Below are 13,075 nucleotides of genomic sequence, written 5' to 3' on the forward strand. Positions count from 1 at the left end.
CCTCACCGGCCCATCCCCGCGTCAAGAGGCGACGGTGTCGGAGCGACGGGTCCCGGAATCACGCCGGGGCCCGGCGGCGGAGGCGGAATCGGCACCTGCGGCGCGTTCAGTCCTATCGGGGGCAAGATCGGGTTCTCGTCGTAGGCGTTCGGCGGCCCCGGCGGGGTCTGCAGGTCGGACTGGACCGGCGCGATGTCGGGCCCGCCCATGAGTTCGGCCAGCGAGTCCGGGGTCAACAGCCCGGCGGTGACCGGTCCCACCTGTTGCCCCTGCATCCCGGGGGCCACGATCCAGCCCGGCTGGGTGTTGCGGTGCGAGGTCGGCGTATCGGGCACCCAGATGCCCGGGACGGTGGTGTCCTTGTATCCGTTGGGCGGCTGCAGCCGCGGCTCGGAGTAGGCGACCTCCTTGGGCAGCGCCTCGGCGGTGCTGAACAGGTTCAACCCGAACGGTGGGTAGTTGAACTTGATCGCGTCCAGGATCGGCGCCAGGTACTCCGCGCACAGCTCGGCCGACTCCTGATAGCCCAGCCGGCTGCCGGCCTGGATCGAACTGCAGATGAACTGCATCGGGTTGGCGAAGTTGGCGATCGCGGTGATGGCGACGACCGATCCGTGCGACGGGTGATAGACCTGGTTGACGTTCGACACTGCGGTCGGACCGACGTGCAGGAAGGTCTCCAGCCCGTTGAGGGACTCCGGTTGCAGCAGCGTGTTCGTGACGGTCTCCAGGTTGTCGATGTCCTTGGTGAGCACCTGCCGGTTCTGCTTCAGGTAAGGGCGCACCGTGGACAGCAGGCCGTCGAACTGCTGCACCGCGTTGGCCAGGGCGCCGTCGGAGCTCGCGAGCCGGGTGGTGACGTCCGCCAGGTTCTGGTTGAGCGCGACGAACTGCTGGTCGTCGGCGTGCAGCGCGTTGACGAACAGCGCCAGGCTGCGCACCACCGCGAAGAAGTCTCCGCGCCCCTCGTTGAGCGCGGTCAACGCCTGAGACAGGCTGTTGAGCGTGGTGTTGAGCTGCTTGCCCTTGCCGGCCAGCCCGTCGGCATAGGCCGTGATGACCTCGCCGAACGGCCCGGTCGGTTGCTCCTTGGTGGGGCCCAGCTTGGACACGATGTTGGTGATGCTGTCGCGCAGTTCATCCCATTCCACCGGCACCTGGGTGCGGTTCTCGGGGATCACCGCGTTGTCGGCCAGCACCGGACCGCCCTTGTAGGCGGGCTCCAGCTGGAGCGCCCGCGAGGCCACCAGGGTCGGGTTGAGGATCACCGCCGAGGCGTTGGCCGGAACCTTGTACTTGTTCTCGTAGTGGAAGGTCACCTTCATCTTGTCGCCGGCCGGCTCGATCTTGTCGATCGATCCCACCCGCAGGCCCATGATCTGGACCTTGTCGCCGGGATAGAGGGCGTTGGCGTCGGGAAAATAGGCCACCACGGTGTTGTTGGTCAGCTTCTGGTACAGCCGGAAGCCGACGTACCCCGCGGCCAGGGCCAGCATCACCACCAGCGACCCGATGACGACCGACGCCCGCGACAGCTTGGGCAGTCTCAGATTGCGGATGTCAAAGATGGTGCTCAATTCTGGCTCCCCCCTCCCGCCGCACCGCTGCCGCCGGTGCCGCCGGGGTTGATGAACGGCGCCGGGAGTTGCTCGCCGGGCCCGGGCGGGGCCGGCGGCCCGGGCGGGAGGCCCGGGGCGAACGTCGACGGCGGCGGCGTCGGGCCGGCCGGCGCGAGGTTCTCGGTGCGCGCGCCCGGCGGTGCCTGTGTCGGGAGCGGCACCGGGGTGCCCGGCACGTCCGGCGGCGGGTCACCGGGGCGTCCGGCGATGGGGATACCCGGCGTGGGCGGCAAGCCGTCGGGGTTCGGCGGCGACGTCAGCACGTCGACCGGGGCCGGGAAGCCCGGGCCACCGAACGGGCCGGTGGTCGCGCCGGCGCAAGGCAGCGGGTTGTCGGGCCGGGGCAGCCCGTCAGCGGCCGGGGTGTAGGAACACGGCGAACCGGGCGGGACGGCCGGCCCCGGATGCTCGGGGGTGCCCTCGAGCACCGGGGGAGCCGGTGGTGGAGCGCCGTTGGGGAAGCGGGTGCCGTTGGGGTCGGGGAACCGGTAGGCCGGCAGCCCGGCGCTGCGCCAGAAGTCCTCCGGGTCGATGCCGCGCTTCTTGAACGCTGCGTCGACCCAGGGCTGAACGATCTGGTACAGGGCCAGATTGTGCAGGACCACCTTGAAGAACGGTCCCGACGCGATGGCCTCGTTCAGCGAGGGCAGGAACTGGCCGACCTCGGTGAACCCCTTGGCGATGTCGTCTTTGCGCTGCACCAAAAGGCCGCTGATCTGGTGGAGCTGTTCGAGCACGTGGTTGAGGTTGGGGTTGTCATTGACCAGCCCCTTGACCTGCTCGGAGAAGGCCGCGATATTGCCCAGCAGCGCGTTGATGGCCTGGCCCCGTTCGTTGAAGGCCGCCAGCAGCGTCTTGGTGTTCACCAACAGCCGGTCGACCTGCTCGCTGCGGTCGCCCAGCACGCTGGCCACCTGGTTGGCCTGGGCCAGCAGGTGCTTGATCTGGTCGTCGCGCTTGCCGATGGTGTCGGAGAACTTCGCGACGCCGTCCAGGGCGGCGCTCAGGTGCGGGTAGGTCTGGTCGATGGTCTGCGACAGCACGTGCAGCGACGTCTTGACCGTGTCGATGTCCCAGCCGGAGGCGGCCTTGGTGACGTCGAAGAACGCGTCGTAGATCTGGTAGGGGGTGGTGCTCTGGCCGATTGGCAGGGTGGACCCGGGCCGCAGCCGCTCCGAACCCCGCGTCTCGATTTCCATGATCTTTTTGCCGAGGATCGTGTCGGTCTTGACGGCCAGCCGGCTCTCGGTGCCGATGGTGTTGGTCCCGATCGAGAACTTCATCAAGATGTGGTCGCCGTCGATCTTCAGGCCCTCCACCTTGCCGACGTCCATGCCCGCGATGCGGACCTTGTCGCCGGCGCTGATGCCCCCGGTATCGGTGAACTGCCCGTAGTAGCTGGGCCTGGCGAACAGCATCGGGACGCTGGTGAAGCTTTGGCCCACGCCGAGGACGAGCAGCATGACCAGGATGCCCATGAGTCCGATCCGGGGCCGGTTGGCGGGTTCGAGGCTTCTCATTGCGGGGTGCACCTACCCGTCGGCTGCTGGAAGAGCCGGACCGTGCGGACCGGACCGCCGGGCTGCAGCCCGTTGAGCTTGAGCGAGATGTCGCACGCGTAGTAGTTCACGAAGTCCCCGTAGGAGCCGATGGCCCGTCCGATCATGTTCAGGGCCGTCGGCAGCTTGTGCAGGTAGTCGTTCAGTTGCTCGTGCTGGTCGAGCAGCGGCTGCTGGATCGCGTCCAGGTTGTTGAGAGTCTTGTGCAACAGGGCACGGTCCTCGGCCAGCAGGTCGGCCACTGTTCCGGCGGCGTTGCTGATGTGCGCGGTCCCGCCGGCCAGCTGCTGGCGGTGGTCGTTGAGCCCGGTGATCAGCACCTCGAGGTTGTTGATCGTCTGGTCGAATTGCTGGCGGTGCCGGACCGTCGTGTCCAGCACGATGTTGAGGTTCTTGACCACCTCGCCGATCGCCTGGTCGCGCTCGCCGAGCTGCGACGTCAGCTGCGCGGTGTGGTCGAGGATGTCGTTGATGGTGCCGCCCTGGCCCTGGAACACCGTGATCAGCGTGGTGGCGATGGTGTTGACCTTCTCCGGGTCCAGCGCCCGGAACAGCGGTTTGAACCCGCCGATCAGCGCGTCGAGGTCCAGCGCCGGCGACGTGCGCGACAGCGGGATGAACCCGCCGGGCGGCAGGACCTTCTCGGCGCCCTCGCCTGAGCCGCGTTTGAGCTCCAGGTAGCGGTCACCGATCAGGTTCAGGTAGCGGATCTGTGCGGTCGTGGACTGATACAGCGGGATCCCGCGGTCGACGGCGAAGTCCACCCGCGCCCGCTTGCCACCGTCGATCAGATGAACCGAGCTGACCTTGCCGACCTCCACCCCGGACGCCCGGACGAACTGGCCGGCGCGCAGCCCGCTGACGTTGCTGAACTCCGCCGAATACCCGTTGGTTCGGTCGAAGCGCATCTGGCCGAACACCACGACGATCATCACGGTGAACAGCAGCAGCACCAACGAGAAGATGCCGAGTCGGACGAGGGTACCGGTGATTTTCATGGGTTGATCGTGTTATCCCCTACCTGACGGCCCCAGACGAACTCGATCGCGTACGGCGAACCGGTGTCGAGGTGGTTGTACGGCGCGATGCTGTTGCCGGTGTCCATGACCAGCTCGGGCGCCGGCCACAGGTCGCGGGTGATCTGCTGCCAGCAGCCAGGGGCGCCGCCCGGCCCGCCGTGAGCGTTCACCCGCGGCAGGTTCTCCGGGTACATGTAGGGGTTGGGCGCGCCGCCGACCACACCGGCGAGCCCGGCCAGCCCCATCGTCAGGACGGACGAGGCGACCAGCGACAGCGGGTTGAGCACCAGCCCCAGCCCGGACAACGCCTCGGTGTGGGTGTTTTGCGAGTAGCCGTTACCGCCGAGGAATGCGGCGGCCTTGGGCTCCATGTCGTGGTAGTTGCGCAACGTGCAGTAGATCTCGGGGCTGTAGGTGTCGAGCAGCTGCGCGGTGGGCACCAGGTCTTTGGCCCCACGCGCCAGATACGGCCCGCCCTTGTCGAACAACTCCGCGCCGGTGTTGCCCAACCCCGCCGCCGACAGCAACGCCTGATCCAGATCCTTCTGCTGGGCGTTGAGCGTGCGCGAGGTGACCACGGCGTTGCTCAAGAAATCGAACAGATCCGGCGAGGCGTTGGCATAGGTGTCGCCCAGATCCGCCAACCCCTGCACGTCGGCGCGGATCTGGGGCATCTGCGGGTTGACGTCGTCGAGCACCGCGTTGGCGTTGACGATCGACTGCCCGAACTTCTCGCCCAGCCCCGAGAGCGCCTGCGCGGCCGCACTCAGCGTCAGGTTCACCTTCACCGGATCCACCCGCTCGGCCAGCGAGGTGATCGTCTGGAACAACGTGTTGATCTCGGTCGTCACACCGCGCGCGTCGATCACCGTCGACGGCGTGATCCGTTGCCGCGAAGGATTTTTCGGCGTCGTCAACGACACGTACTTGCCGCCGAACACCGTGGTCGCCTCGATGTTGGCGGTCACGTTGGCCGGAATCAGATGCAGATACCGCGGATAGACGGCCAAGGTGAACTTCGCCGCCGGTTTGCCGTCGCGCTGCGTCTCGGCGATGTCGGCCACCCGGCCGATCTCCACCCCGTTGTAGGTCACCTTCGACCCCGGATCCATCACCAGCCCCGCCCGCGAGGCCAGCATCGTCAACTTCGTCTTCGGCGTGAAATCACCGCGGAACTGCCCGTACACCAACGCGCCGGCCACTGCGGCCACGAGCAGCACCGCCAACCCGGCCAGCTTGTAGGGCGGCGTGTGCGGTTTGTTTATCTGGGCGGGCATGGCAGCTACACCGTCAGCGCGAAGTTCGGGTTGACGCCGTAGAGCGCCAGCGCGGCCGACAACACGACAACCTGCACCGAGACCAGCGAGAAGCGCATCGACCGGCCGACGGCCTCGCCGACGCCGACCGGTCCGCCGCCGGCCTCATACCCGTAGAAGCAGTGGGTGATCATCACGACGCCCGTGATGATGATGGCCTCCAGGAACGACCAGAACACGTCGTCGGGGCGCAGGAACGTGCGGAAGTAATGCTCGTAGGTGCCGTGCGACTGCCCGTAGAACATCGTGGTGGTGATCTGGGGGGACAAAAACGCCATGATCATCGCCATCGAGTACAGCGGGATGATCACGACCAGACCGGCCATTATCCGGGTGCTGGCCAAAAACGAGATCGACTTGATGCCCATCACTTCCAGGGCGTCGATCTCCTCGCTGATGCGCATTGCGCCCAACTCGGCGGTCGCCCCGGCGCCGACGGTGGCTGCCATCGCGATGCCGGTCACCACCGGGGCGGCGATGCGCACGTTGATCAGCGCGGCGAAGAACCCGGTGAACGCCTCGACGCCGATGTTGCCCAGTGAGGCGAACCCCTGGATGGCGACCAGCGAGCTACCCGAGAGCGTCACGAACCCGACGATCGCCACGGTGCCGCCGACCACGGCCATCGCACCGGTGCCCATGCCGATCTGGGCGATCAGCCGCAACGTCTCCTTGCGGTAGTTGCGCAGCGCGTGCGGCATGTGCGCGACGGCCTGGGCCCCGAACCAGCCCATCTGCCCGATGTCGTCGACCGCGCGCCCGGCGGCCCCGCCGTAGCGGTTGAGGTTCTCCACCGCCCGCGGGAAGCGGGAGCGCAGCACAGCAGATGTCGACATGTCAGTGTCCCGTCCCGAACCGCACACCGATGGTGGTCAGCACCACGTTCACCGCATACAACGCGACCACGCACAGCACCACCGTCTCGTTCACCGCGGTGCCCAGGCCCTTGGAGCCGCCGCGCACGGTCAGCCCCCGGTAGCAGCCGACCAGCCCGGCGATCAGGCCGAACGTGGCGGCCTTGGTCGTCGCGATGACCACCTCGGGCAAGCCGGTGATGGTGGTCAGCGTGGCCAGATACGCGCCGCCGGAGACGTTCTGCAGGTAGACCCCGAACAGGTATCCGCCGACCAGGCCGACGGTGATCACCAGCCCGTTGAGCAGCGTGGCGACCAGGGTCGCGGCGATCACCCGGGGCACCACCAGGCGGTGGATCGGGTCGATGCCGAGCACCTCCATCGCGTCGATCTCCTCGCGGATGGTGCGGGCCCCCAGGTCGGCGCAGATCGCCGTCGACCCCGCGCCGGCGACCACCAGCACCGTGGTCAGCGGGCCCAGCTGGGTGACCGCGCCGATCGCCGCGCCGGCCCCGGACAGGTCGGCCGCGCCGAACTGGGCCAGCAGGACGTTGAGGGTGAAGATCAGCAGCACGGTCAGCGGGATCGACACCATGATCGTCGGCAGGAACGCCACCCGCATGATGAACCAGCACTGCAGGACGAACTCGCGCCACTGGAACGGCCAGCGGAACAACGCCTTTCCGGTCAGCACGCACATCCGGAAGAACCCGCCGATCACCGTCAGCGGTGTCTGCATCTGGTCGCGGAGGTAGCCGACCAGGTAGGTGTCGCGCCGGCTCGTCGAAGTTGACGTCACCACGAGCCCCTCACGCCGGTCCCGCCTGTCCGGCGAGAACCCCGCGGATCGTGTTGCACGCCCCCTCCTTGCCGCCCGACGTGTGTGACCTTCGCCCAGCTACTCGCCAGTAGTAACCGGGACCACAGGAATGTACCTGATGGCCATGTACGTGTGAACCGCATCTGCACAATTAACCCTTCGTTGACGGTGGGCAAACGTTACAGTTTCCGTCAGTCTCCCTCTTCGCTAATGGAATCCGTTGTCGTGGAACGTGTTCGAGAAGTCTCCAGGGTTCCGTAGCGAACCCGCAGTTCGGTCTTGAGCACCTTGCCGGCCGGATTGCGCGGCAAGGCGTCGACGATCTCGAGCGCCTTGGGGTGCTTGTAGCGCGCCAGCCGTTCGGTCAGGAACTCGTCCAGCTCGTCGAGCCGCAGGTGCTCACCGGTGACGGCCGCGACCGCGATCGGCACCTCGCCCCACTTCTCGTGGGCGCGCCCGATCACGGCGACCTCGACGATGCGCTCGTGGCCGGCCAGGACGTTCTCGACCTCGGCGCAGTAGATGTTCTCGCCACCGGAGATGATCATGTCCTTCTTGCGGTCGACGACCCAGACGTAACCGTCGGAGTCCATGCGGACGAGGTCCCCGGAATGGAACCAGCCGCCCGCGAACGCCTCGGCCGTGGCCTCCGGGTTGTTCCAGTAGCCGCTCATCAGCGTCGGTGCGCGGTAGACGATCTCGCCGACCTCGCCGACGGGAACGTCGTTCATGTCCTCGTCGACGACGCGGGCGGTGACCGTTGGGATCACCTTGCCGACCGAGCCGCGCTTGCGGATCGCGTCCTCGCCCAGCAGCATGCACGTCACCGGCGACATCTCGGTCTGGCCGAACGCGGCCAGGATCTGGGCCCCCGGAAAGGTCGCCGACATCTCCCGCAGCAGCGCGTCCGGCGCCGGCGCGGCGCCCCACGAGATCGCCCGCAACCTCAGGTCGCGGGGGCGCGCCCGCTGCTCGGCGCAGACGGCCTGCCACTGCGCCGGGACCAGGAAGATGCCGGTGACCCGCTCGGCTTCCAGCACGTCGAGCAGCTGCCCGGGCTCGAAGGCGCCGAGCGGGTAGATCACCGTGGGCGTGCCCAGCAGCATCCCGGTCAGCATGTTGCCGATTCCGGCGATGTGGAAGAACGGGACACCGATGAACCCGACGTCGTCGTTGATGCTGGCGCCCGCGGTGTACAGCCCGGTAATCGTCTGCCCGGTCAGGTTGGCGTGGGTCAGCACGGCGCCTTTGGGGCGGCCGGTGGTCCCGGAGGTGTAGATGATCAGCGCGGGCGACTCGTTCGGGACGTCCACCGGCGGGTGGGCGTCGCCGGTCTCGCCGACGAGGTCCTCGTAGGCCAGCACGTCGCCGTCGGGAGGCCCCTCGGCGGGGCCGCCCGCGACCACGACCGTCGCCAGCAGTGGCTGAACGGCGCGGACCCCGGTGGCCACCGCGGCGAGCACCGGCTCGGTGATGACCACCCGCGCTTCGCAGTCCTCGACCAGGAAGGCGATCTCGGACGGGGTGAGGCGGAAGTTCAGCGGGACGGCGATGGCCCCGAGCATGTTCGCCGCGAGCACCGCCTCGACGAACTCGGTGCGGTTGAGCATCAGGATCATGACCCGGTCGCCGAAGCCGACGCCGCGGCGGCTCAGCGCATCGGCCAGCGCCGAGACGCGGCGGTGCAGTTCCTCCCACGTCACCGTCCTGCCGAGGAACCTCAGCGCGGTCGCGTTCGGCTGCATCAGCGCGTGTCGCTCGAGCTGGTTGACCCAGTTCTGCCGGCGGGCCCGGTAGGGCTGTTCGTGCGCCAGTTCCTGGGCCTGTGCGGTCTGTGTCCGGTGGCCGACTAATTGCGCGGTCAACTAAACGCCTTCCCCTCACTCGCGCACCGCTTGCGCCAGTTTGATATTTGATTAAACATGGTGTTGTGTAGGTCACATTATGGCCTCGACGGTCCCGTGACAAGCCCCTGAAAGCCCTGGCAGCCCCCGTGAACGCACCGATGTCGGCCCGGCCGAGGAGACGACGGCCGCTGCGCCGGTCGCAGCTGTCCGACGAGGTGGCGGACCATCTGCGGGCGGCGATCATGTCGGGAAAGCTGCGCCCGGGCACGTTCATCCGCCTCGACGAGACCGCGGCCGAACTCGGGGTCAGCGTCACCCCGGTGCGCGAGGCGCTGCTCAAGCTGCGCGGCGAGGGCATGGTGCAGCTGGAACCGCACCGCGGCCACGTCGTCCTGCCGCTGACCCGCCAGGACATCCAGGACATCTTCTGGCTGCAGGAGACCATCGCCAAGCAGCTGGCGGCAGCGGCCACCGCCCGCATCACCGATGCCCAGATCGATGAGCTCGAGCGCACCAACGACGCGCTGTCGGCGGCCGTGGGAACCGCCGACGCCAAGACCATCGCCGACCTCGAGTTCGCGTTTCACCGCGTCTTCAACCAGGCCGCCGGCCGGATCAAGCTGGCCTGGTTCCTGTGGAACGCCGCGCGCTACATGCCGGCGCTGGTGTATGCGGGCGACCCGGAGTGGGGCGCGGCCGCGGTGCACAACCACCGGCAGCTGATCGCCGCGCTGCGCCACCGCGACGCCACGGCCGTCACCGAGCACACCGTCTGGCAGTTCACCGACGCGGCGGACCGCCTCACCGAGATACTGGACCGCGCCGGAATCTTCGACTGAGGGCCGCTCACCCGGCGAGTTGTTCGGCGCGCTGCTTGAGGTTGTCGGCGAGATGGTCGAGGACCTGGTGCAGCAACTGCTTGACCATGGGCGCGGGGATCGGCATCGAGGTCTCGACGTCCATGTCCACCGTGAGCAGGCTCGACGCCCCGGTCTCCACCACGCTGAACAGCTGCTCCTGCTTGGAGAAGAGGTCGCCCTGCTGCAGCACGGTCTGGATCTGGTTTTCCCCCGGGTAGTAAACGGCCTGGATGAACGTGCTCTCCATGCCCTGCACCTCGGTGTCGAGGCGCAGCTGGCTGGGGCGCCCGTCGTCGTAGCGGGCGAGCACCCACAGGCCCCGGATCCCCTCGTTCCACTCCGGGTACCGCTCGAAATCGCCGACGATGCCCATGATGGCCGCGGCGGCGGCGCTGACTTCGACGGTTTTGCTCAGAACTGGCATGGGCGAAGCATATCTATTGGCCCACACGGGCCGTCGACAGCAGCGCGCGGATCGGGTCGGGGATCGGCACCGGCTTGCGGGTGCCCCGGTCGACGTAGACGTGCACCCAGTGGCCCAGCGCGGTGATCGGGCGGGCGTCTCCTGGACCGCTGCCCGGCCGGAACACGCCGAGCCGGTAGGTGACGCTGCTGTTGCCGAGCCGTGTCACCGCCACGCCCACCACGAGACTGTCCGGGAAGGCCAGTTCGGACAGGTAGCGGCAGCCCGACTCGGCGACGATGCCCAGGGCGGGCGTGGTGAGCGGATCGAGGCCGGTGCCGGTGTTGATCCACGCGTTGATCGCGGTGTCGAAAAGCTGGTAGTAGACCGCGTTGTTGAGGTGGCCGAACATGTCGTTGTCGGCCCACCGCGTGCCCACCGGCCACAACACCGGGAAATCGTCGCTGGTGAGACCCTCCGGTGCCCGCGGAATAGCCATGGCTGTATTCCAGCACGCCTACCTCGGGTGCAGGGGCGCGACCGGTTCGGCCTGCGACTCGTCGAGTCGGTGGGCGTCGATGTAGTCCCACACGATCTGGTAGCCGAGACCGGGCGCCGACGGCACGTCGACGTATCCGTCGGGGCCGAGCGGGTCGCAGGGCGCCTTCAGGTAGGGCGGCGTGGTGTCGTAGCGAACGCCCGGCCCCAGCAGGCCGCGCTCGTAGTATTCGCACACGTCCTCGCTGGTGGCGGCCAGCACCTGCAGGTTGCCGAAGCCGCTCATGTGGATCTCGCAGCGCAGGCCGAAGGCCTCGCACATGCCGGCGGCCTTCATCACCCCGGTGATGCCGCCGCGCAGGACGTCGATGCGGCTGATGTCGGACGCGCGCCGGCCGATCCAGTCCGCCCGCGTGTAGATCCCGCCCTCGGCGATCTCCGGTGAGCAGAGCGGGATCTCGAGGTCGCGGGCCAGCCGCACGTAGGAGGCGACCCGGTGCTCGGGCATCGGGTGTTCGTACCAGTAGAAGCCCAGCCGTTGCAGCTCGCGCCCGACGCGCAGCGCGTCGGCGTAGGTGTGGTAGGCGCCCCACGGGTCGAACATCAGCACCATCTCGTCGCCGACCGCGGCCCGCACGGCCCGGCACACCTCGACGTCGGCGTCGACGTACGACGGCCGGGGCAGGGCGAATTCGCCGGTGACGGGATTCCAGGAATGGTAGGGGTGGATCTTGTAGGCGCGGTATCCCTGCTTCTGGCACTCGGCGGCGTGGGCGGCGTAGTCGTCGGGGGTCCCGAGGTTGTTGAAGCTGCTGGCGTAGGCCTTGACCCGCTCGCGGGCGCCGCCCAGCAGCTTGTGCACGGGCAGCCCGGTCACCCGCCCGGCCAGGTCCCACAGGGCCAGATCGATGACGCTGCAAACATTTTCGGGGAGCTTCGCCGCCCACAGTTGCCGCCAGATCTCGGCCCGGTCGAACGGGTCCTGCCCGGCCAGCAGGGGACCCAGGAACTGCGTGATCAGCGCCCGGTCCCCGGCGAGCAGGCCGTCCTGGTCGCCGTGGAAGTGGCCGCCGAAGTAGTGGCCCTGCGCGCCGTCGTCGGTGCGCAGCGTGGTCACGGTCTGCACCACGCGGTGGTCGGTGAGCAACTGGCCGAACGCGATTCGGTCGACGAACGTCTCGAACGGCACCACGTCCACGCCGGTGATCTTCATGACCGCCGATTGTGGCGCCGGACGCGCGGCCGGGGTAGAGGCTTAGGTCCTAGGCGGGTATCGGTCGGCCGGGGCCGGGGGCCCCGTGCAGCGCGGTGGACAGGGAGTGGCCCTGCAGCGCGAACAGCAGCTCGGACCCAACCCAGTCGGGCAGCAGCGAGTCGAAGCCGTGGCAGGCGCGCGGGAACACGTGCAGCTCGGCCGAGACCCCGGCGCGCAGCAGCGCCAGCGCGTAGTCGACGGCCTCGTCGCGGAACGGGTCGATCTCGGCGCAGGTGATCAACGCCGGCGCCAGACCGCCGAACCGGCCGCGGCGGGCGGGCACGGCGTCCGCCGATCCGGGGGCCGGGCCCAGGTAGTGGCGCCACATCAGCTCGGCGGCCTCGCCGTCGAAGGCCGGGCTGGTCGTGAACTCGGTCTTGGAGGCCGTCGGCCGATCGTCCAGCACGGGCTGGTGCAGCAGCTGGAACGCGACCGCCGGCAGCGACCCGTCGGCCGCGCCGTGCGCCAGGCAGGCGGCCAGGGTGGCACCGGCGCTGCTGCCGGCGACCGCCAGCCGCGCGGCGTCGACGCCGAGTTCGAACCCCTCGCGGGCAACCCAGCGCAGCACCGCGGCCGCGTCCTCGAGCGCGGCCGGATACGGGTGCTCGGGGGCCAGCCGGTAGTCCACCGACACCACCGTGCAGCTGGCGCGCCGGGCAAGCTCCAGGCACTGGCGATGGTCGGTGTCCAAGTTCCCCAGCGCGAATCCGCCGGCGTGGCAGTAGACGACCGCCGGCGCCGGCGCCGGGCCGCCGCGGTAGATCCGTACCGGCACCGGCCCGGTCTCCGCCGGCACCTCGTCGTCGACGACGTCGACGTTGCGCGCGTCCGTCAGCTCGGCCGCCAACAGGCGCCGCTGGTTGAACGGCTCGCGGATGAGTTCAATTGCGGCGGAGGAGAAATCGGTACGCGTGGTGGCGACGGCGCGCAGCGCGGGGTCCAGCCGGTCGGCGCCGTCGAGCTCACTCACGGCCCGACCGGCCGAAGTCGCCGGGTTGGAGTCTGCGGGTCATGCCCCAGAAGCT

The 13,075-nt window shown here is 68.7% G+C and carries 12 protein-coding genes; 1 reads left to right on the top strand and 11 read right to left on the bottom strand.

From position 1 onward, the window contains the following. Positions 1-2: 2 nt before the first annotated feature. The 7 genes from AB8998_RS27955 to fadD5 all read right to left on the bottom strand — a co-directional run bounded on the left by AB8998_RS27955 (position 3) and on the right by fadD5 (position 9,052). Entirely contained in the window at positions 3-1,577 is a 1,575-nt protein-coding gene (locus tag AB8998_RS27955) for a virulence factor Mce family protein (protein WP_369741144.1), read from the bottom strand. Beyond that, positions 1,574-3,139 carry a virulence factor Mce family protein gene (locus tag AB8998_RS27960; protein ID WP_369741145.1) on the bottom strand — a complete coding sequence of 522 codons (1,566 nt, stop codon included), beginning with the start codon at positions 3,137-3,139 and terminating at the stop codon, positions 1,574-1,576. The genes AB8998_RS27955 and AB8998_RS27960 overlap by 4 nt, the downstream gene beginning before the upstream one ends. Beyond that, entirely contained in the window at positions 3,136-4,176 is a 1,041-nt protein-coding gene (locus tag AB8998_RS27965; protein WP_369741146.1) for a virulence factor Mce family protein, read from the bottom strand. The genes AB8998_RS27960 and AB8998_RS27965 overlap by 4 nt, the downstream gene beginning before the upstream one ends. Further along, positions 4,173-5,474 carry an MCE family protein gene (locus AB8998_RS27970; protein ID WP_369741147.1) on the bottom strand — a complete coding sequence of 434 codons (1,302 nt, stop codon included), beginning with the start codon at positions 5,472-5,474 and terminating at the stop codon, positions 4,173-4,175. Before AB8998_RS27970 ends, AB8998_RS27965 begins: the two co-directional genes overlap by 4 nt. 5 nt (positions 5,475-5,479) lie before the next feature. Beyond that, entirely contained in the window at positions 5,480-6,349 is an 870-nt protein-coding gene (locus tag AB8998_RS27975) for an MlaE family ABC transporter permease (RefSeq protein WP_369741148.1), read from the bottom strand. Between the two features lies 1 nt (position 6,350). After that, positions 6,351-7,106 (bottom strand): MlaE family ABC transporter permease, encoded by a 756-nt coding sequence (locus AB8998_RS27980; RefSeq protein WP_369741801.1) that lies wholly within the window; start codon positions 7,104-7,106, stop codon positions 6,351-6,353. 272 nt (positions 7,107-7,378) lie between these two features. Then, positions 7,379-9,052 (bottom strand): fatty-acid--CoA ligase FadD5, encoded by a 1,674-nt coding sequence (gene fadD5 / locus AB8998_RS27985; protein ID WP_369741149.1) that lies wholly within the window; start codon positions 9,050-9,052, stop codon positions 7,379-7,381. Between the two features lie 140 nt (positions 9,053-9,192). Between fadD5 and AB8998_RS27990 the strand changes: the two genes are divergently transcribed. Continuing rightward, positions 9,193-9,873, top strand: coding sequence for a GntR family transcriptional regulator (locus AB8998_RS27990; RefSeq protein WP_369741802.1), 681 nt, complete (start codon positions 9,193-9,195; stop codon positions 9,871-9,873). Positions 9,874-9,880: 7 nt separating this feature from the next. Here AB8998_RS27990 and AB8998_RS27995 read toward each other — a convergent pair whose 3' ends face one another. The 4 genes from AB8998_RS27995 to AB8998_RS28010 are packed head-to-tail and all read right to left on the bottom strand — an operon-like array spanning position 9,881 to position 13,020. Next, positions 9,881-10,318 carry an SRPBCC family protein gene (locus AB8998_RS27995; protein WP_369741150.1) on the bottom strand — a complete coding sequence of 146 codons (438 nt, stop codon included), beginning with the start codon at positions 10,316-10,318 and terminating at the stop codon, positions 9,881-9,883. A gap of 13 nt (positions 10,319-10,331) precedes the next feature. Further along, positions 10,332-10,796, bottom strand: a complete 465-nt coding sequence (locus tag AB8998_RS28000; protein ID WP_369741151.1) for an acyl-CoA thioesterase — start codon at positions 10,794-10,796, stop codon at positions 10,332-10,334. Positions 10,797-10,814: 18 nt separating this feature from the next. Next, positions 10,815-12,008: an enolase C-terminal domain-like protein gene (locus AB8998_RS28005; protein ID WP_369741152.1), complete on the bottom strand. Its 1,194-nt coding sequence runs from the start codon at positions 12,006-12,008 to the stop codon at positions 10,815-10,817. A 49-nt stretch (positions 12,009-12,057) separates the two neighbouring features. Continuing rightward, positions 12,058-13,020 (bottom strand): alpha/beta hydrolase, encoded by a 963-nt coding sequence (locus AB8998_RS28010; protein WP_369741153.1) that lies wholly within the window; start codon positions 13,018-13,020, stop codon positions 12,058-12,060. Positions 13,021-13,075 lie beyond the last annotated feature (55 nt).

It is taken from the genome of Mycobacterium sp. HUMS_12744610 (assembly GCF_041206865.1).
Lineage (GTDB): Bacteria > Actinomycetota > Actinomycetes > Mycobacteriales > Mycobacteriaceae > Mycobacterium > Mycobacterium servetii.